Genomic DNA, 19,423 nt, shown 5'->3' with positions numbered 1-19,423 from the left:
ACTTCCTCGCCGTACTACCTGTACTGTCTCGTCGTTGCGTTCCGGGCGCCTTGCCCAGACCGCGCTCGCTACACTCTCAAGACGACTCGTTTACTGTCGCTTGGCCATGGTTTCGATGAAACGGTCGAACAGCGGCGCGACGTCGTGCGGGCCAGGACTCGCTTCCGGGTGGCCCTGGAAGCTGAAGGCAGCCTTGTCGGTACGCTCGATACCCTGCAGAGTGCCGTCGAACAGCGACTTGTGCGTCGCGCGCACATTGGCCGGCAGGCTCGCCTCGTCCACGGCAAAGCCATGGTTCTGGCTGGTAATCATCACCACGCCGGTCTTCAGATCCTGAACCGGATGGTTCGCGCCATGGTGGCCGTTGGGCATCTTCACGGTCTTGGCACCGGAGGCCAGCGCCAGCAGCTGGTGACCGAGGCAGATACCGAATACCGGAATGTCGGTCTCGAGCACTTCCTGAATCGCTTTGATGGCGTAGTCGCACGGCTCGGGGTCACCCGGCCCATTGGCCAGGAAGATGCCGTCCGGATTGAGCGCCAGGGCTTCGCTGGCAGGCGTCTGTGCGGGCAGCACGGTGACGCGGCACCCGCGGGCGACCAGCATGCGCAGGATGTTGTACTTCACACCGTAGTCGAAGGCGACGACGTGGTAGGGCAGCTCGCTGGCGGGAATCTCGGCATGGCCGTCATCCTTCAGGCACCAAACGCTGGAGCGCCACTCGTAACGCTCCTTGACGCTGACTTCCTTGGCCAGATCCATGCCCTTGAGGCCGGGGAAACTGCGCGCCAGCTCCAGCGCTTTCTCTTCGGTCGCATCGCTACCAGCCAAGATGCAGCCGTTCTGCGCACCCTTCTCACGCAGGATACGGGTCAGGCGGCGAGTATCGATGCCAGCGATGGCAACGGTGCCATTGGCCTTGAGGTAGTCGGGCAGGGGTTGCTTGTCGCGCCAGTTGCTGGAAATCAGCGGCAGGTCGCGAATAACCAGACCCGCAGCCCAGACTTTCCAGGACTCGGCATCTTCCGGCGTCGTGCCGGTATTGCCAACATGAGGGTAGGTGAGCGTAACGATCTGCTTGGCGTAGGAAGGATCGGTGAGGATTTCCTGATAGCCGGTCATGGCGGTGTTGAACACCACCTCACCAATGGTTTGCCCATCGGCGCCGATGGATTCGCCGCGAAAGATGCTGCCATCGGCAAGAGCCAGAATGGCTGGCGTAAGGGCTGGCTTAGTCAAGAGACCTCCCGTAGATCAAGGCTGGAGCAGACGCAGATTGTAAAAAAGCGGGATGACGTGTGAAGGTCATCCCGCTTTTTGTTTGATTCATTTCTGCGCAACTTTTAGTGGACACACTAAAGCGAGTAGCTTACAGAAAACCCTGTTTAGGGTCCAGCCAAAATGCCCGACAAGCGCACCCGGAACGAGCACCGCGCTGCCAAGCGGCGCAAAAACTCATTTCAGACCAAGCACATCCTGCATGTCATAAAGCCCAGCGGGCCTCTCATCCAACCAGAGCGCGGCACGCACTGCCCCCTTGGCGAAGGTCATGCGACTGGAGGCCTTGTGAGTGATTTCGACGCGCTCGCCGTCTGCGGCGAACAGCACGGTGTGATCACCAACCACATCCCCTGCACGCACCGTGGCGAAGCCGATGGTTTCACGCTGACGCGCCCCCGTCTGCCCCTCGCGGCCGTACACCGCAACCTTCTGCAGGTCACGCCCCAGCGCCTCGGCGATGACTTCGCCCATGCGCAGGGCGGTCCCCGAAGGCGCGTCCACCTTGTGCCGGTGATGTGCCTCGATGATCTCGATATCCACATCGTCACTCAGCACCCGCGCCGCCGTATCCAGCAGCTTGAGGCACAGATTGACGCCAACACTGAAGTTGGCCGCAAAGACGATCGGGATTTCTCTGGCCGCCGCGGCTAGGCGCTCCTTTTCTTCCGGCGAGAAGCCGGTGGTGCCAATCACCATGGCCTTGCCGGCGCGCCGACAGACCTCCAGATTCTTCAGGGTCACCGAGGGGTGGGTGAAATCGATCAGCACGTCGAACTCATCGACGGCTCGAGCAAGCTCACCTGTCAGCGGCACCCCAAGACGACCGATGGCTGCCAGCTCACCGGCATCTGCACCGACAAGCGTACTGTCCGGTCGATCGATGGCTGCCGTCAGGCCGGCCGCGCCGCCGGTCTGCTGGACCGCCTCGATCAGGGTCTTGCCCATGCGCCCGGCGGCGCCGGTCACTGCAATACGTCGCATCAAATCAGCTCCAGGCTGTGGGCCTCAGACAGCAGACGAAGGCATGCAGCCTGTCGCCCGCCACCCGCAGCCCTTGTCATACATCGCCGAAAAAGCGCTTCACACCCTCGAACCAGCCGCTGGCCTTGGGTGAATGAGAAGTGTCGCCCTGCAGGGTGCCACGGAACTCCTCAAGCATCTCGCGCTGGCGCTTGCTCAGGTTGACTGGCGTTTCGACCACCACGCGGCACATCAGGTCGCCCGCGGCACCGCCGCGAACGGGCGCGACACCCTTGCCGCGCAGGCGGAACTGTTTGCCGGTCTGCGTGCCTTCGGGGATCTTCAACTTGACGCGACCATCCAGGGTCGGCACTTCCAGCTCACCACCCAGTGCCGCATCGGCAAAGCTGATCGGCACTTCGCAGTACAGATGTTTGCCATCGCGCTGGAAGATCGCATGCTCGCGCACATTGACCACGACATACAGATCGCCGGCCGGACCACCCTGAGTGCCCGCCTCCCCCTCACCGGACAGGCGAATGCGGTCGCCGGTATCAACGCCTGGCGGAACCTTGACCGAGAGTGTCTTCTGTTCTTCGACGCGCCCCTGCCCATGGCAGCTGCCGCACGGGTCGGAAATCATCTTGCCACTGCCATGGCAGCGTGGGCAGGTCTGCTGCACCGAGAAGAAGCCCTGCTGCATGCGCACCTGACCGATGCCGCCACAGGTGGTACAGGTCACCGGACTGGTGCCCTTCTTCGCACCGGAGCCATCGCAGGTCTTGCACTCAACCAGCGTCGGCACACGGATGGTCACCGTGGTGCCGCGCACCGCCTCTTCCAGGTCGAGCTCCAGCGTGTAGCGCAGATCGCTGCCGCGCTGCGCGCCGCCACGTCCGCCGCCACGACCGCCACTGAAGAAATCACTGAATACGTCGCCGAAAATGTCGGAGAAGTTCGCTCCGCCATAGCCGGCGCCCGCTGCGCCAGCACCCATCTGCGGATCGACGCCGGCATGCCCGTACTGATCGTAGGCAGCACGCTTGCTCGGATCGGAAAGTACTTCGTAGGCCTCGTTGGCCTCCTTGAAAGCTTCCTCGGCAGCCTTGTCGCCCGGATTGCGGTCCGGGTGATGCTTCATCGCGAGGCGCCGGTAAGCCTTTTTCAGCTCCGCCTCGCTGACGCCGCGCTCGACGCCCAGCACCTCATAAAAATCGCGTTTGGCCATAACTATCCTGAACCCTCAATTTCATGCCTTCCAGACACGCCGACGCGGGAGCAAGCCCCCGCGCAGCGGTCGGGCCCGCCCGAAGGAAGTCGGGACGGGCTGGAGCGGAAGCAAGCCAGGGCTTACTTGTTGTCCTTGACCTCTTCGAACTCGGCGTCGACCACGTCGTCACCCGGCTTGCCCTGCTCGTCGGCCGGCTGACCTTCGCCCGCCTGAGCCTGCTCGGCGTACATCTTCTGCGCGACCGGAGTGGAAGCCTGGGAGACGGCAGCGATCTTCGCTTCGATCTCGGCCTTGTCGTCGCCCTTAATGGCCAGCTCCAGCTCGCCCAGCGCCTTCTCGATGGCAGCCTTGTCGTCATCGCTGGCCTTGTCACCAGCCTCGACGAGCATCTTGCGAGTGGCATGCACCAGCTGGTCGCCCTGGTTACGCGCAGTCGCCAACTCCTCGAACTTGCGGTCTTCCTCGGCATTCGCCTCGGCGTCGCGCACCATCTGCTCGATTTCTTCCTCGGACAGACCCGAGTTGGCCTTGATCACGATGGACTGCTGCTTGCCAGTAGCCTTGTCCTTGGCGGACACGTGCAGGATGCCGTTGGCGTCGATGTCGAAGGTGACCTCGATCTGCGGCATGCCTCGCGGCGCTGGCGGGATCTCGGCCAGGTCGAAGCGGCCCAGCGACTTGTTACCGGTTGCCTGCTTGCGCTCACCCTGCAGCACGTGAATGGTCACCGCGCTCTGGTTGTCGTCGGCAGTGGAGAACACCTGCGACTTCTTGGTCGGGATGGTGGTGTTCTTCTCGATCAGCGGAGTCATCACGCCACCGAGGGTCTCGATACCCAGCGTCAGCGGCGATACGTCGAGCAGCAGCACGTCCTTGACGTCACCAGCCAGAACCGCGCCCTGAATGGCAGCGCCCATGGCTACGGCTTCGTCCGGGTTGACGTCCTTGCGTGCTTCCTTGCCAAAGAACTCGGCGACCTTCTGCTGCACCAGCGGCATACGAGTCTGACCACCGACCAGGATCACGTCGTCGATCTTCGAAACGTCGACGCCGGCATCCTTCAGCGCGATGCGGCAAGGCTCGATGGTGCGCTGCACCAGATCCTCGACCAGCGCCTCCAGCTTGGCACGGGAGATCTTCACGTTCAGGTGCTTCGGCCCGGTGGCGTCGGCGGTGATGTACGGCAGGTTGACGTCGGTCTGCTGGCTGGAGGACAGCTCGATCTTGGCCTTCTCGGCCGCTTCCTTCAGGCGCTGCATCGCCAGCGGGTCACCCTTGAGGTTCATGCCGCTTTCTTTCTTGAATTCGTCGACGAGGTAGTCGATCAAGCGGATGTCGAAGTCCTCACCGCCGAGGAAAGTGTCGCCGTTGGTGGCCAGTACTTCGAACTGGTGCTCGCCATCGACTTCGGCGATCTCGATCACCGAAACATCGAAGGTACCGCCGCCCAGGTCATAAACGATTACGGTGTGGTCGCCCTTGGCCTTGTCCATGCCGTAAGCCAGCGCAGCCGCGGTCGGTTCGTTGATGATGCGCTTGACGTCCAGACCGGCGATGCGTCCGGCATCCTTGGTGGCCTGACGCTGGCTGTCGTTGAAGTAGGCCGGAACGGTGATCACCGCCTCGGTCACCGGCTCACCGAGGTAATCCTCGGCAGTCTTCTTCATCTTTTTCAGAATTTCAGCGGAGATCTGCGGCGGCGCCATTTTCTGGCCATTCACCTCGACCCAGGCGTCGCTGTTGTCGGCCTTGACGATCTTGTAAGGGACCATCTGAATGTCTTTCTGCACGACGTCTTCGTCAAAGCGACGACCGATCAGACGCTTCACCGCATACAGGGTGTTGTGCGGGTTGGTCACTGCCTGGCGCTTGGCCGACTGGCCAACCAGGATTTCGCCGTCGTTCGCATACGCGATGATCGACGGAGTGGTACGGCCGCCTTCGGCGTTCTCAATAACCTTGGCCTTGCCGTTTTCCAGAATCGAGACGCAGGAGTTGGTGGTTCCCAGGTCGATACCAATGATCTTGCCCATTTAATTCGCTCTCCAAATTTCGATTGGTCCGCGCCTGTTTTACCGGCTGCGGGTAACACAAAAACGCTTGGCTACCAGATGGGGGTCGGCAACCGGATTTCAAGCCTTCTCATCAATCGAAGGCGGCGCATCGGCGGGCGCCTTGCTGACGACGACCATCGCCGGACGCAGCAGGCGACCGTTGAGCAGGTAACCTTTTTGGAACACCTTGAGCACACTGCCCGGCTCGACATGGGTGCTCTCTTCCATGGCCATGGCCTGGTGATGCTCAGGGTTGAACGGCTCGCCATGCGGATCGAGCTGCTCGAGCTGGTGACGCGCAAGGGTGTCCAGCAGTAGCTTGAGGGTGAGCTCGACGCCTTCACGCATCGACTTGACCGCATCATCATCGGGGCTGGACAACTCAAGTCCACGCTCAAGGCTGTCGGCAACCGCCAACAGGTCACCAGCGAACTTCTCCAGCGCAAACTTGTGGGCCTTCTCGACATCCTGTTCGGCGCGCCGACGGATGTTCTGCAGCTCCGCCGCCACGCGCAGGGACTGGTCCTGCGCCGCTGCCAGCTGCTCTTCCAGCGATTGCACGCGTGCAGCCAGGTCCTCGGCTACGTCCGCTTCCGAATGCTCGGGCGTTTCCGGGTTCTGGTTATCCAGGTTCTGCTCGTCGGCCATGAGTCCTCCTCTCTATACGATCAGCGGGCAGCAAACCCGCGCTTGTGCCGCTATATGGGGGCGCGAAAACCGGCTTCAAGGGGCGCGGAGCAAAGTGCAGCGCGCGAAATGACGAGCGACCGCACATTCATCCACTCGCGCTTGTAGCTGCAAGGAAAACCACTGTATAAATAGCCAGCCACGCAAATATCGGGAGCCTTGCCATGCTGGTTCATCTGTCGGTACACAACTACGCCATCGTCGAGCATCTCGACCTCGAGCTGAAACGCGGCATGAGCGTCATCAGCGGTGAAACCGGCGCAGGCAAATCGATCATGCTCGATGCCCTCGGCCTGACGCTGGGCGACCGTGCCGACAGCAGCGTGGTGCGCATCGGCGCCGACAAAGCCGACATCCTTGCCAGCTTCGATCTGGAGGACATTCCCGATGCCCGCACCTGGCTCGCCGAGCGCGACATGGACAACGACGGCCCCTGCATCCTGCGGCGAGTGATCACGGCCGAAGGGCGCTCGCGCGGCTACATCAATGGCACGCCCTGCCCCCAGGGTGATCTCAAGGCGCTGGGCGAGCTCCTGATCGACATTCACAGCCAGCACGAGCATCAGTCGCTGCTGAAGACGGACACCCACCGACGCCTGCTCGATGAGTTCAGCGGCAGCCAGGAACTGGCGCGCCAGGTACAACTGGCTGCGCAACGCTGGCGACAGACCCGCCAGACGCTGGAACGACTGAGTAACAGCGGCGACGAACAACGCGCCCGTCATCAGCTGCTCAGCTACCAGCTCGAAGAACTGGAAAATCTCGCGCTTGGCGAAAACGAGCTGGAGCAACTGGAGCAGGAACACAGGAACCTCGCCAACGCCGAGCAACTGCTCGGCGCCTGCCGTCAGGTCATGGAGCTGTGCAGCGAAAGCGATGCCGGTAACGTGCTGTCGGCGCTGACCAGCAGCCTGCAACGTCTGACGGCTTTCCAGAACCAGCCGCAAGCCCTCAGCGAAGCGGTCAACTTACTGGCGAGCGCGCAGATTCAGGTCGAAGAAGCCATCGGCGAACTCAACCGTTTCGTCGATCATTTCGACGCCGATCCCGAGCGGCAGCAGACGCTGGAGGAGCGCCTGGACACCATCTACACCCTTGCCCGCAAGCACCGCGTCCAACCCTCCGAGCTACCTTCGCTGCATCAGCAACTGCTGGAAGAACTCGAAGGGCTCAACGCCGACGACGAAGCAGTCGAACGACTCGGCGAAGAGCTGGCGGCCTACGCCCGGCACTATGAAGAAAAAGCCAGCGAGCTCAGCCGCATGCGCCAGGCCGCGGCGGATCAGCTGGCAAGCGCGGTGGAAGTTGAGATCCAGCGCCTCGGCATGCCCGGTGGCAGATTCAGCGTGCAGCTCAAGCCCGCAGTCGAAGGCGAACTGATGCCCTACGGGTTCGAACAGGTGGAGTTTCTGGTCAGCGCAAACCCAGGCCAGCCACTGCGACCGCTAGCCAAGGTCGCCTCGGGCGGTGAGTTATCACGCATCAGCCTGGCGATCCAGGTCATCACCGCTCAGACGTCTCACGTACCGACGCTGGTATTCGACGAAGTCGACGTTGGCATCGGCGGCCCCACCGCGGAGATCGTTGGGCAACTGCTGCGCCGCCTCGGCGAACGCGGACAGGTACTGACCGTAACCCACCTACCGCAGGTCGCCGCCCAAGGGCATCACCACCTGTTCGTGCACAAGGCTCGCGGGGCAGATGAAACCCGCACGGCCGTCGCCGAACTGGATCAGAACGGCCGTGTCGAGGAGATCGCCCGAATGCTCGGCGGCGTCGACCTTACCGAACAATCGCTGGCGCATGCACGGCAGATGGTCACCTCCGCCCAGGCTTGAGCCCGGCTGACAGGCACAAAAAAGGCGGCCGCGGCCGCCTTTTTCATGCACGGGAGATCAGTCCCTCTTGCGCACGTAGAGCACAAGGTTGTGATCAACCAGTTCGTAGCCGTGGCGCTTGACGATCTCTTTCTGCAATTTTTCGATCTCGGGATCGAAGAACTCGATGACATCACCACTGTCGACGCAGACCATGTGGTCATGGTGCCCGCTGTCGGCAAGCTCGAAGACGGCATGACCACCATCGAAGTTGTGCCGAACTACCAGGCCGGCCGCCTCGAACTGGGTCAGCACGCGATAGACCGTCGCCAGACCGACATCCTCACCCGCTTCCATCAACGCCTTGTAGACGTCTTCGGCACTCATGTGACGGCGATCGGTAGTGTCCAGCATCTGCAGGATCTTCACCCGCGGCAGAGTTACCTTGAGCCCAGCTTTACGTAGTTCGCTATTTTCGACCATGGTTGGCTTTCTCGCTGCTGCTGTTTCGCAGCCTCCTTCAATACGGGTATGATCCGGGTTCTTTGCCCAGCCAAGATAGTGGAAGTCACCCACCGATGCAAAACACCAAGCTCATGCTGACCAGCCTCACCCTCGTGGGTCTGTTCGCACTCGCCGGTTGTTCATTTCCCGGGGTTTACAAGGTCGACATTCAACAGGGCAATGTCGTCACGCAGGACATGATAGACCAGTTGCGCCCCGGAATGACCCGCCAGCAGGTGCGGTTTATCATGGGCAACCCGCTGATCACCGACACCTTCCACGCCAACCGCTGGGACTACCTGTACAGCATCCAGCCCGGCGGCAGCCAGCGCCAGCAGGAACGCGTCAGCCTGGTATTCAACGCGAATGATCAACTGGCCGGTCTGGCCGGTGACTTCATGCCCGGCGTGAGCCGTGACGAGCAGATCCTTGGCCGCCAGCCGCAGGGCACCAGCACGACTCCAGCCGCTGTACCACGCCAGCCCGAAGAGCGCCCCGCGCCGGGATCGCTACTGGAGCAGATTCAGCGTGAAGTGGACCAGGCCGAACCGGTCCCGGTGCCGATTCCGGAACCTCTGGAAACCGAATAAACAAACGCCCGGCTAGCCCGGGCGTTTTTGTATCTACCTGTTACGCATCATCGGCCTTGTTCTTCGCAGCCTTCGCCGCCCGTTGCTTGCGCACCTCTTTCGGGTCCGCAATCAGAGGCCGGTAGATCTCGACTCGCTCACCCTCCTCCAGCACTCTTTCCTCAGGCCTGGGCACCGCCTTGCCAAAGATCCCGAGCGGCGCACTGCCCAGGTCGAGACCGGGGAAATGCGCGTCCAGCCCCGAGCGCAAGGCGGCCTCGCGCACGGTAGTGCCGGCGGGCACAGTCATCTGCAGCAGCTTCTGTTTGTCCGCCAACGCATAGACCACTTCGACCGCAATCGATGGCTTATCCATAAAGCTGCTTCGCCCGTTCGCAGAAGGCATCGACCAAGGTGTTGGCGGCCTGGTTGAACAGCGGCCCGAGCGTCGCCTTGACCAGCGGCCCGGCGTAATCGAAGGTCAGGTCCAGGCTGATCTTGCAGGCCTTTTCACCCAGCGCCTTGAACTCCCAGATGCCATGTAGATGGCTAAATGGGCCTTCCTCAAGCGTCATCTCGATCCGCTTGCCGAACTCCAGCGCGTTACGCGTCATGAAGCGCTGACTCAACCCAGCCTTCGCCACCGTCATGCTGGCGTGCATTTCGGTCTCGCTACTGGAAAGCACCTCGGTCGCAGAACACCAGGGCAGGAACTGCGGATAGCTGGCTACATCATTGACCATGTCGAACAGCGCCTGCGCGGGATACGGCAGCAGCGCGGAACGTTGAATGTGCGTCGTCATGCGGACCTTCTACGTCGTCATTTCATTGCGCGCCGATCGAAAGCATCCGACGCAGCCAGCCCGCAACCGCACAATTGACGTCATGAAGAGTCAAGGCGGCGGCAAAGCGCGCACATTGTCGGGGATTAACGGCCGCCCCTCAAGTTTCTGGCGCCGCCACTGTCGAGGGCTGTCGCCAGCCGCAACGGGACTCCCTATAATGCGCCCCCTATGGCCAAACAGAAGAAACAGTCCCCCGGGACCATCGCGCTGAACAAGAAAGCGCTACACGATTACTTCATCGAACAGAAATTCGAGGCAGGCCTCGTCCTGGCCGGCTGGGAAGTGAAGAGCATGCGTGCCGGCAAGGCACAGCTGGTGGACAGCTACGTCCTGCTCAAGGATGGCGAAGCCTGGTTGATGGGCGCGCACATCACGCCACTGACCAGCGCCAGCACTCACGTCATCGCCGACCCGACCCGCACCCGCAAGCTGCTGCTGAACAAGCGCGAGCTGGGCAAGCTGTTCGGTGCCGTGCAGCAGAAGGGCTACGCCTGCGTGGCGCTTTCGCTGTACTGGAAGAAGCACATGATCAAGTGCGAGATCGCCCTCGGCAAAGGCAAAAAGGAGTACGACAAGCGCCACACCGAGAAGGAACGTGATTCCGATCGGGAGATTCAGCGCGCCATGCGTACCAAGGGCAAAGACGACTGAGCTGCACCCGACTCTTGGGCTGATCAGCCCAAGCTAATACCGAGCCGGCAGCCAATGCCGGCTCCGCTCTCAACCTTCCTTCTGTATCCTTTCACCCTGCCGACGCTGCGCACGCGCCAGCCGCTGGGCTTCCTGCTGACCTTCGGCCAGCACTTCCTGCACATAATTGATGTGCCGGTGAATCACCTCGCGCGCTTCCACTGCCCGCCTGGCCATGATCGCCTCGTACAACTCGCGATGCTGACTCATCAGCATGTCCCGCGTTTCGTCACGCAGGGCGTACATGCCGCCGATGTTGGTCACCACGTTGCGCTTGAGCAGATCGAACAGACCACGAATGGTGTGCAGCAGCACCGCGTTGTGGCTGGCTTCGGCAATGGCCAGGTGGAACTGGGCATCGGCTGCGCCCTCCTCCGCTCGGCTCACCTTGCCTTCTCGGGTATAGCAATCCTGCAACGCCACGAAGGCTTCGGTGAGGCGCTTCTGGTCCACCTCGGTTGCACGCAAGGCCGCGTAATAAGCACAGCTGCCTTCGAGCGTGTGACGAAACTCCAGTAAGTCGCGCTGCGCATCGCTGTTGTTTTCCAGCAAGTGCAGCAACGGATCGCTGAACGTGGAGCCCAGCGACTCGGCAACGAACGTGCCCCCGCCATGCCGACTGACCAGCAAGCCCTTGGCCGCCAGTTTCTGAATCGCTTCACGCAGTGAAGGCCGGGAAACCCCGAAGCTTTCAGCCAGGGCGCGCTCGGCAGGGAGACGCTCACCGGCCTTGAGCGTGCCCTCGAGAATCATGGTTTCCAGCTGCGCGACGATGTCGTCTGCTAGCCGCCGCTGCCGCACCATGCCCACATCCATAGCAGCCCCCAAATGGTCTTACCAATCGAGAAATGCTAGCCATGACCGCGCATCCGCACAAGTGCGGCTGTTGCGACCAAAGTCTATAGCTAGCTAATTGACGCCCCTATACACAGCTCTTACGCTGGCCATTCCCTTCTGTTAATTGGTCTTACCACTTTACAGAGTGGTCTAAAAATAAGAGGACTCAGCATGAGATCTGCGCACAACAACAACTCCACGGTCCGCTCAGGGCCCCATCTGAACCGAACCGCAGGGGAAGCCTGACATGTCCAACGGACTGCTCGCACTATTCGCCTTCACACCCATTCTGCTCGCAGCAATCATGCTGATCGGCCTGCGCTGGCCCGCCAGCCGCGCCATGCCGCTGGTCTTCCTGTTCACCGCAGCAATCGGGCTGTTCGTCTGGGACATGAGCGTCAACCGCATCATCGCCTCGACGTTGCAAGGCCTGGTAATTACCCTTGGTCTGTTGTGGATCATCTTCGGCGCGATCCTGCTGCTGAACACCCTCAAGCATTCGGGCGGCATTACCGCCATTCGCGCTGGCTTCACCACCATCAGCCCTGACCGCCGTATCCAGGCCATCATCATCGCCTGGCTGTTCGGCTGCTTCATCGAAGGCGCCTCCGGCTTCGGCACTCCGGCCGCCATCGCCGCGCCGCTGCTGGTTGCGGTTGGCTTCCCGGCGATGGCCGCAGTCCTGCTCGGCATGCTGGTACAAAGCACGCCGGTGTCCTTCGGTGCGGTCGGTACGCCGATCGTCGTTGGCATCAATAGCGGCTTGGATACCGCCACCATCGGCGCGCAACTGGTCGCGCAGGGTTCCAGCTGGAACGCTTACCTGCAGCAGATCACCAGCAGCGTGGCGATCACCCATGCCATCGTCGGCACCGTGATGCCGCTGATCATGGTGCTGATGCTGACCCGCTTCTTTGGCAAGGAGAAGAGCTGGAAAGCCGGCTTCGAGGTGCTGCCGTTCGCGATCTTCGCCGGCCTGGCATTCACCCTGCCCTACGCGGCCACTGGCATCTTCCTCGGCCCGGAATTCCCGTCGCTGCTGGGTGGTCTGGTTGGCCTGGCGATCGTCACCACCGCTGCCCGCTTCAAGTTCCTGACGCCGAAGACCACCTGGGACTTCGCCGACGCCAAGGAATGGCCGGCCGAGTGGCTGGGCACCATCGAAATGAAGCTGGACGAGATGGCCGCCCGCCCGATGAGCGCCTTCCGTGCCTGGCTGCCCTACGTGCTGGTCGGTGCGATCCTGGTGATCAGCCGGGTGTTCCCGCAGGTCACCGCTGCGCTGAAATCGGTATCCATCGCCTTTGCCAACATCCTCGGCGAAACCGGTATCAATGCGGGCATCGAGCCGCTGTACCTGCCGGGCGGCATCCTCGTCATGGTGGTGCTGATTACCTTCTTCCTGCATGGCATGCGCGTTTCCGAGCTCAAGGCGGCGGTGAAGGAATCCAGCGGCGTACTGCTCAGCGCCGGATTCGTACTGCTGTTCACCGTGCCGATGGTGCGCATCCTGATCAACTCCGGCGTCAACGGTGCCGAGCTGGCCAGCATGCCGATCGTCATGGCGCGCTACGTCGCCGATAGCGTCGGCAGCATCTACCCGCTGCTGGCGCCAGCTGTCGGTGCACTGGGTGCGTTCCTCGCCGGCTCCAACACAGTCAGCAACATGATGTTCAGCCAGTTCCAGTTTGGTGTTGCCCAGTCGCTCGGAATTTCCGGAGCGATGGTAGTTGCCACCCAAGCGGTTGGCGCTGCTGCAGGCAACATGGTTGCGATCCACAACGTGGTGGCTGCTTCCGCCACCGTCGGCCTGCTCGGTCGTGAAGGCTCCACGCTGCGCAAGACCATATGGCCTACGCTGTACTACGTGCTGTTCACGGGGGTGATCGGCCTGATCGCCATCTACGTGCTAGGCGTGACCGACCCACTGGTCGGAGTGTAAGAAACAGGAATCGTGCCCCCGCTTGGGGGCACGGTTGCATTCCAGAAACCGCATTTGCGGATAACCGGGCCAACCCGGAGACCAAGCCGATGAGCGAACTCTTCTACGATGCTGCGCCGAACGCTACCCGCGTCGCGCCGCCGCTGCCAAAGCCGCGCGAATACCCCGCCAAGCCAAGCCAGGTTTATCTGTTCGGTACCTGCGTGGTCGACCTGTTCTATCCCGAGGCCGGCCTGGATGCCATCCGCCTGCTCGAACGCGATGGATTGACCGTGCACTACCCGCAGGGCCAGACCTGCTGCGGTCAGCCGGCCTACACCAGCGGCTACACCGACGAGGCCCGCAACGTCGCACGCGCGCAACTGGACCTGTTCGCCAACGACTGGCCAGTGGTGGTGCCGTCCGGCTCCTGCGCCGGCATGCTGCGCCACCATTATCTGGACCTGTTCAAGGACGACCCGGCCACGCTGAAGAAGGCGCAGGCCTTGGCCGAGCGCACCTTCGAGCTGGCCGAGTTCCTGCTCAATGTCTGCAAGGTCGAATTCAAGGACGCCGGCACGCCGACCAAGGTTGCCCTGCATACCTCCTGCTCGGCCCGCCGCGAAATGAACACCCACCTGCACGGCCGCGCCCTGCTTGCCCAGCTGGGCCAGGTCGAGCGCGTCGAGCACGACCACGAAAGCGAATGCTGCGGCTTCGGCGGCACCTTCAGCGTGCGCATGCCCGATATCTCCGGCGCCATGGTGCTGGACAAGACCCGCGCACTGAAGGAATCCGGCGCGCATCAGGTGATCAGCGCCGACTGCGGCTGCCTGATGAACATCAATGGTTCGCTGGAAAAGCAGCGTGAAGCCCTGCGCGGCCAGCATCTGGCGAGCTTCCTCTGGCAACGCACCGGAGGTGCCCGATGAACGCCGAACAGCGTATTCCCGCGATACAGATCGAGAACGCCGGTGACCCGGACTTCCGCGCCCGCGCGCGCAAGTCCCTGAAGGACGACCAGCTGCGGCGCAACTTCCGCACCGCCATGGACTCGCTGATGACCAAGCGCGCCGTGGCCTTCAGCGATGCCGACGAACGCGAGCGGCTGCGCGAGATGGGCAACCGTATCCGCGCCCGCGCACTGTCCAAGCTGCCCGAACTGCTCGAGCGGCTGGAAACCAACCTGACCCGTAACGGTGTGAACGTGCACTGGGCGGAGACGGTTGAAGAGGCGAACAACATCGTCCTCGAGATCGCCCGCGCTCATGAGGCGCGCCAAGTGATCAAGGGCAAATCGATGGTCAGCGAAGAGATGGAGATGAACCATTTCCTCGAAGGCCATGGCATCGAATGCCTGGAATCGGACATGGGCGAGTACATCGTCCAGCTCGACCACGAAAAGCCTTCCCATATCATCATGCCGGCAATCCACAAGAACGCCGGCCAGGTCGCGTCCCTGTTCCACGAGAAACTCGGCGTGGAGTACACCAAGGACGTCGACCAACTCATTCAGATCGGCCGCCGCACCCTGCGCCAGAAGTTCTTCGAGGCCGATATCGGCGTCTCCGGCGTGAACTTCGCGGTGGCTGAGACCGGCACCCTGTTGCTTGTGGAAAACGAGGGTAACGGGCGCATGTCCACCGGCGTGCCGCCGGTACATATCGCTGTCACCGGCATCGAGAAGGTAGTCGAGAACCTGCGTGACGTGGTCCCGCTGCTCTCGCTGCTGACCCGCTCGGCACTGGGCCAGCCGATCACCACCTACGTCAACATGATCTCCAGCCCGCGCAAGGCCGACGAGCTCGACGGCCCGCAGGAAGTGCATTTGATCCTGCTGGACAACGGCCGCAGCCAGGCTTTCGCCGACAGCGAGCTGCGCCAGACGCTGAACTGCATCCGCTGCGGCGCCTGCATGAACCACTGCCCGGTGTACACCCGCGTCGGCGGCCACACCTACGGCGAGGTCTACCCGGGACCGATCGGCAAGATCATCACGCCGCACATGGTCGGCCTGGACAAGGTGCCGGATCACCCCAGCGCTTCGTCGCTGTGCGGCGCCTGCGGCGAAGTCTGCCCGGTGAAGATCCCGATCCCGTCCATCCTGCGGCGCCTGCGTGAGGAGAACATCAAGGCACCGGACGATCCGCACAAGGTCATGCGCGGCCAGGGCAGCAAATACTCGAAGAAAGAACGACTGATGTGGGCCGGCTGGCGCCTGCTCAACACCAGCCCGACGCTGTACCGCGTGTTCGGCTTCTTCGCCACACGCCTGCGCGGTCTGACGCCATCGAACATCGGCCCCTGGACGCAGAACCACAGCGCACCGAAACCTGCCGCCCGCTCGCTGCACGAGCTGGCCCGCGAGCACCTGGAGGGCAAGCGATGAGCGCCAAGGCCAATATCCTCGCCAAGCTGAAGAAAAGCCTGGAGGGCACCACGCCTATCGTCGATGACTACGACGTATCGCTGGTCACCCAACCCTGGAGCTACGCGCCCGAGCAGCGTATCGCCCGCCTGCGCCAGCTGATGGAAGCGGTGCACACCGAGATCCACCTGACCACGGACGCCGGCTGGCCCGCCCTGCTCGAACAGCTGCTGCACGACCGCCAGCTGCCGAGCCTGCTGATCGCCCCGACCACGCCGTACGGCCAGCGCTTCACCGCGCATTGCGCCGGCCGCGAGGGCCTGCCGACGCTGAAGGCCTACGACCGCCCGGTCGAGGACTGGAAGGACGAGCTGTTCAACGACACCCCGGCGAGCCTCACCGGCACCCTCGGCGCCATCGCCTCCACCGGCAGCCTGATCATGTGGCCGACCCGCGAGGAGCCGCGCCTGATGAGCCTGGTGCCGCCGGTGCACTTCGCCATCCTCAAGGCCAGTGAGATCCACGACAACTTCTACGAGATCCAGCAGAAGTTCCAGTGGGCCGCCGGCATGCCGACCAATGCGCTGCTGGTCTCCGGCCCGTCGAAAACCGCCGACATCGAGCAAGTGCTGGCCTACGGCGCCCACGGGCCGAAGGATCTGATCCTGCTGATCCTGGAGGACGCATGAACGCGGCCGCGCAGCTCGAACGCGCGCCGCTGCCGGGCGAGTTCCTCCGCGAAGTCGAGCGCCTGATTCCGGTCGAGCGGCGCTTCGACGATCCGCTCTCCACCCTCGCCTTCGGCACCGACGCCAGCTTTTACCGGCTGATTCCCAAACTGGTGGTGCGCGTCGAATCCGAAGCCGAGGTGATCGCGCTGCTAAAACTGGCCCATGCGGAAAACGTCCCGGTGACCTTCCGCGCCGCGGGCACCAGCCTGTCCGGCCAGGCGATCAGCGACTCGGTGCTGATCGTGCTCGGCGACAACTGGAACGGCCGCGAGATTCGCAACGGCGGTGAGCAGATCCGCCTGCAACCCGGCGTCATTGGCGCCAACGCCAACGCCGTACTCGCGCCGTTTCAGCGCAAGATCGGTCCTGATCCGGCCTCGATCAACGCAGCGAAGATCGGCGGCATCGTTGCCAACAACTCCAGCGGCATGTGCTGCGGCACTGCGCAGAACACGTACAAGACCCTCGCCGGGCTGCGTGTCGTACTGGCCGATGGCACCGTGGTCGACAGCGAAGATGCCGCCAGCGTCGCCGCCTTCCGCCAGAGCCACGCAGCACTGCTCGATCAATTGGCCGAACTAGGGCGCGAGACCCGCGCCAACGCCGAACTCGCGGCGAAGATCCGTCACAAGTACCGCCTGAAGAACACCACCGGTTTCTCGCTCAATGCGCTAGTCGACTATGACGAGCCGCTGGATATCCTCAACCACCTGATGGTCGGTTCCGAAGGCACGCTGGGCTTCATCAGCGCGGTGACCTACGACACCGTGCCGGACCATCCGCACAAGGCCAGCGCGCTGGTGGTGTTTCCCGACGTGGAAACCTGCTGCCTCGCCGTACCGGTGCTCAAGCAGCAACCGGTGTCCGCCGTGGAGCTGCTCGACCGTCGCAGCCTGCGCTCGGTCGAGCACAAGGCCGGCATGCCCGAGTGGGTGAAGGAACTGTCACCGACCGCCTGCGCACTGTTGATCGAATCGCGCGCCGCCAGCCAGTCGCTGCTGCACGAGCAGATCAACCTGATCATGACGTCCATCGCGCATTTCCCGGTGGAGAAGCAGGTCGACTTCAGCGAAGACCCGCTGATCTACAACCAGCTGTGGAAGATCCGCAAGGACACCTTCCCGGCGGTCGGCGCCGTGCGCCAGACCGGCACCACGGTGATCATCGAGGACGTGACCTTCCCCGTCGAGCGCCTGGCAGAGGGCGTCAATCGGCTGATCGAGCTGCTCGACAAGCATCGCTACGACGAGGCGATCCTCTTCGGCCACGCGCTGGAGGGCAACCTGCACTTCGTCTTCACCCAGGGCTTCGATGATCCGGCGCAGGTCGCCCGTTACGAAGCCTTCATGGGCGAAGTGGCGCAGCTGGTCGCAGTCGAATTCGGCGGCGCGCTCAAGGCCGAGCACGGCACCGGGCGCAACATGGCGCCCTTCGTCGAGTTGGAATGGGGCAGCGAAGCCTACGCGCTGATGTGGAAGATCAAGCGCCTGCTCGACCCCACCGGCATCCTCAACCCGGACGTGGTGCTCTCCGAAGACCCGGACATCCACCTGAAGAACCTCAAGCCGATGCCGGCTGCCGACGAGATCGTCGACAAGTGCATCGAGTGCGGTTTCTGCGAGCCGGTCTGCCCGTCCAACGGCCTGACCCTCACCCCACGCCAGCGCATCGTCATCTGGCGCGACATCCAGGCACGCAAGCGCGCCGGTGTCGATACCACCGAGATCGAGCGCCTCTACCACTACCACGGCGTCGAAACCTGCGCCGCCACCGGCCTCTGCGCCCAGCGCTGTCCGGTGGGCATCAACACCGGCGACCTGGTACGTAAACTGCGCGGGCGTGAAGCGAGCAAAACCGGCGCCGCCAACTGGCTGGCCGACCATTTCGCCACAGCCGTGCAGGGCACCCGTTTCATGCTGCATGCCGCCAATGGCGCGCACATCATTCTTGGCACCAAGCGCCTGGCCAAGCTGTCCGCGACCATGACCAACGCCAGCAAGGGCCGCGTGCCGCAATGGACCCCAGCCACGCCGCAGCCGCTGCAACGCCTGCATCTGCCCAAGCCCACCGCTCAGGATGAGCGTCCGCGCGTGGTCTACCTGGCCGCCTGCGTTTCCCGAGCAATGGCGCCGGCCGCACGCGACCAAGAGCAGGAGCCGCTACTGGACAAGACCCGCAGCCTGCTGGAAAAGGCCGGCTACCAGGTGATCTTCCCCGAGCAGCTGAACGATCTGTGCTGCGGCCAGCCGTTCGCCTCCAAGGGCTATGCCGAACAGGGCGAACGCAAGCGCCAGGAGATGCTCGACGCGCTGCTCAAAGCCAGTCGCGGCGGGCTCGACCCGATCTACTGCGACACCAGCCCCTGCACCCTGCGCCTGGTCCAGGGCCTGACCGATCAGCGCCTCGACATGTACGATCCGGTGCGCTTCATCCGCACGCACCTGCTCGACAAGCTGGACTTCGTGCCGCAGGAAAAAGCGATTGCCGTGCACGTCACCTGCAGCACCCAGCACCTTGGGGAAGCACAGGCACTGATCGATATCGCCCGCCGCTGCGCCAAGGAAGTCGTGGTTCCGGAGGGCATTCATTGCTGCGGTTTCGCCGGTGACAAAGGCTTCACCACGCCGGAACTCAACAGTCACGCCCTGCGCAGCCTTAAAGATGCGGTGCAGATATGCGATGAAGGCATCTCCACCAGCCGCACCTGCGAGATTGGTTTGTCCCGCCATGGCGAGATCGACTATCACGGACTGGTCTACCTGGTGGATCGCGTAACCCGCAGTAAAACAGCGACGCCAACGCTCTAGCACAGGCGTTATGGCCCTGTTCAGCGGAGCGGGGCCGTTTCGTTTGTGTCGCTTCGATGAACGCTCACGCGCAATCGCAGTCGGAATTTTAGAGCCCCTGACGGGTTCGATTCGACTCGGC

The 19,423-nt window shown here is 62.8% G+C and carries 17 protein-coding genes; 8 read left to right on the top strand and 9 right to left on the bottom strand.

Features of this window, described 5'->3' with window-relative positions; genetic code table 11:
* Positions 1 to 90: 90 nt before the first annotated feature.
* The 5 genes from carA to grpE form a co-directional block, all read right to left on the bottom strand.
* A complete protein-coding gene (gene carA / locus BHD08_RS21295) occupies positions 91 to 1,239 on the bottom strand; it encodes a glutamine-hydrolyzing carbamoyl-phosphate synthase small subunit (RefSeq protein ID WP_125024825.1) in 1,149 nt (382 codons plus the stop codon).
* 216 nt (positions 1,240 to 1,455) lie between these two features.
* The gene (dapB, locus tag BHD08_RS21285; RefSeq protein ID WP_125024823.1) at positions 1,456 to 2,262 is read right to left on the bottom strand and encodes a 4-hydroxy-tetrahydrodipicolinate reductase; all 807 of its coding nucleotides are present in this window, start codon (positions 2,260 to 2,262) and stop codon (positions 1,456 to 1,458) included.
* 76 nt (positions 2,263 to 2,338) lie between these two features.
* Complete coding sequence (gene dnaJ / locus BHD08_RS21280; RefSeq protein WP_106157718.1) at positions 2,339 to 3,469, bottom strand: molecular chaperone DnaJ; 1,131 nt, start codon at positions 3,467 to 3,469, stop codon at positions 2,339 to 2,341.
* Positions 3,470 to 3,591: 122 nt separating this feature from the next.
* Positions 3,592 to 5,505, bottom strand: coding sequence for a molecular chaperone DnaK (gene dnaK / locus BHD08_RS21275; RefSeq protein ID WP_015275874.1), 1,914 nt, complete (start codon positions 5,503 to 5,505; stop codon positions 3,592 to 3,594).
* 99 nt (positions 5,506 to 5,604) lie between these two features.
* Positions 5,605 to 6,174: a nucleotide exchange factor GrpE gene (gene grpE, locus BHD08_RS21270; protein WP_125024821.1), complete on the bottom strand. Its 570-nt coding sequence runs from the start codon at positions 6,172 to 6,174 to the stop codon at positions 5,605 to 5,607.
* 203 nt (positions 6,175 to 6,377) lie between these two features.
* Between grpE and recN the strand changes: the two genes are divergently transcribed.
* Positions 6,378 to 8,051: a DNA repair protein RecN gene (gene recN, locus BHD08_RS21265; protein WP_125024819.1), complete on the top strand. Its 1,674-nt coding sequence runs from the start codon at positions 6,378 to 6,380 to the stop codon at positions 8,049 to 8,051.
* 57 nt (positions 8,052 to 8,108) lie between these two features.
* Here recN and fur read toward each other — a convergent pair whose 3' ends face one another.
* Complete coding sequence (gene fur / locus BHD08_RS21260) at positions 8,109 to 8,513, bottom strand: ferric iron uptake transcriptional regulator (protein WP_125024817.1); 405 nt, start codon at positions 8,511 to 8,513, stop codon at positions 8,109 to 8,111.
* Positions 8,514 to 8,608: 95 nt separating this feature from the next.
* On the opposite strand from fur, the gene BHD08_RS21255 reads away from it, so the two are divergent.
* A complete protein-coding gene (locus tag BHD08_RS21255; RefSeq protein WP_015275870.1) occupies positions 8,609 to 9,124 on the top strand; it encodes an outer membrane protein assembly factor BamE in 516 nt (171 codons plus the stop codon).
* A gap of 40 nt (positions 9,125 to 9,164) precedes the next feature.
* Here the strand turns inward: BHD08_RS21255 and BHD08_RS21250 are convergent, their stop codons facing one another.
* Positions 9,165 to 9,479 (bottom strand): RnfH family protein, encoded by a 315-nt coding sequence (locus BHD08_RS21250; protein WP_125024815.1) that lies wholly within the window; start codon positions 9,477 to 9,479, stop codon positions 9,165 to 9,167.
* Positions 9,472 to 9,906 (bottom strand): type II toxin-antitoxin system RatA family toxin, encoded by a 435-nt coding sequence (locus BHD08_RS21245; RefSeq protein ID WP_014819218.1) that lies wholly within the window; start codon positions 9,904 to 9,906, stop codon positions 9,472 to 9,474. Before BHD08_RS21245 ends, BHD08_RS21250 begins: the two co-directional genes overlap by 8 nt.
* Positions 9,907 to 10,116: 210 nt before the next feature.
* On the opposite strand from BHD08_RS21245, the gene smpB reads away from it, so the two are divergent.
* Positions 10,117 to 10,599 (top strand): SsrA-binding protein SmpB, encoded by a 483-nt coding sequence (gene smpB, locus BHD08_RS21240; protein WP_003299438.1) that lies wholly within the window; start codon positions 10,117 to 10,119, stop codon positions 10,597 to 10,599.
* 69 nt (positions 10,600 to 10,668) lie between these two features.
* Here the strand turns inward: smpB and BHD08_RS21235 are convergent, their stop codons facing one another.
* Positions 10,669 to 11,454, bottom strand: coding sequence for a GntR family transcriptional regulator (locus tag BHD08_RS21235; protein WP_125024813.1), 786 nt, complete (start codon positions 11,452 to 11,454; stop codon positions 10,669 to 10,671).
* Positions 11,455 to 11,722: 268 nt separating this feature from the next.
* Between BHD08_RS21235 and BHD08_RS21230 the strand changes: the two genes are divergently transcribed.
* The 5 genes from BHD08_RS21230 (at position 11,723) to BHD08_RS21210 (ending at position 19,302) form a co-directional block, all read left to right on the top strand.
* Positions 11,723 to 13,417 (top strand): L-lactate permease, encoded by a 1,695-nt coding sequence (locus BHD08_RS21230; RefSeq protein WP_038663049.1) that lies wholly within the window; start codon positions 11,723 to 11,725, stop codon positions 13,415 to 13,417.
* An 89-nt stretch (positions 13,418 to 13,506) separates the two neighbouring features.
* On the top strand, positions 13,507 to 14,328 hold the full coding sequence (locus BHD08_RS21225) for a (Fe-S)-binding protein (protein ID WP_125024811.1): 822 nt from the start codon (positions 13,507 to 13,509) through the stop codon (positions 14,326 to 14,328).
* Complete coding sequence (locus BHD08_RS21220; RefSeq protein WP_125024809.1) at positions 14,325 to 15,785, top strand: LutB/LldF family L-lactate oxidation iron-sulfur protein; 1,461 nt, start codon at positions 14,325 to 14,327, stop codon at positions 15,783 to 15,785. Before BHD08_RS21225 ends, BHD08_RS21220 begins: the two co-directional genes overlap by 4 nt.
* The gene (locus BHD08_RS21215; RefSeq protein WP_038663056.1) at positions 15,782 to 16,453 is read left to right on the top strand and encodes a lactate utilization protein; all 672 of its coding nucleotides are present in this window, start codon (positions 15,782 to 15,784) and stop codon (positions 16,451 to 16,453) included. Before BHD08_RS21220 ends, BHD08_RS21215 begins: the two co-directional genes overlap by 4 nt.
* Complete coding sequence (locus BHD08_RS21210) at positions 16,450 to 19,302, top strand: FAD-binding and (Fe-S)-binding domain-containing protein (protein WP_125024807.1); 2,853 nt, start codon at positions 16,450 to 16,452, stop codon at positions 19,300 to 19,302. Before BHD08_RS21215 ends, BHD08_RS21210 begins: the two co-directional genes overlap by 4 nt.
* The last annotated feature ends 121 nt before the right edge of the window (positions 19,303 to 19,423 follow it).

The organism is Pseudomonas sp. SCT (assembly GCF_003864275.1).
GTDB classification, from domain to species: Bacteria; Pseudomonadota; Gammaproteobacteria; order Pseudomonadales; family Pseudomonadaceae; genus Stutzerimonas; species Stutzerimonas stutzeri_AE.
Note: the sequence above shows the minus strand (reverse complement) of the source record. Positions and strands in the feature narration are given on the sequence as shown.